This is a genomic window from Rhizobium sp. TBD182, from assembly GCF_001950375.1.
GTDB lineage: Bacteria > Pseudomonadota > Alphaproteobacteria > Rhizobiales > Rhizobiaceae > Agrobacterium > Agrobacterium tumefaciens.
In genome coordinates this window covers 1-335 of sequence record NZ_BDLN01000021.1, presented here as the reverse complement: position 1 = coordinate 335, position 335 = coordinate 1, and the positions used below count along the sequence as shown (strand labels likewise).

At 59.1% G+C, this 335-nt stretch carries 1 pseudogene; it reads right to left on the bottom strand.

Annotation, left to right across the window (positions count from 1 at the left end):
* Positions 1–335: pseudogene (locus T18_RS27080) on the bottom strand (Ti-type conjugative transfer relaxase TraA); the annotation flags it as partial.

Below are 335 nucleotides of genomic sequence, written 5' to 3'. Positions count from 1 at the left end.
CCCGAAGCTTTTCCAGATCCTCATTGCGCAGGTTTGCCGTCCCGAACCGCTTGGTCAGGGCTTCCGTTATTGCATTGATTTCCTGCAATGCCTGCCGGCCTTGTGTTGTGTTTGACATCTGGCGGATGAACGCGGGCCTTTGCTCATGGGACAGCGCATCGAGGCGTGTGAGGATCTCCTCGCTTGCCTTCGTGAGAGCGGGAACCTCAACGGTATCGCATTTCTCCCGTTGCCATGTCTCGGACCGGCGTGCGCCCTCGAACTGCCGTTCCCATGTTCCGGCGGCGGTCTCGACCAGAGACGCGACCGATCGGGCGTAATGCAGTGCTTCTTTT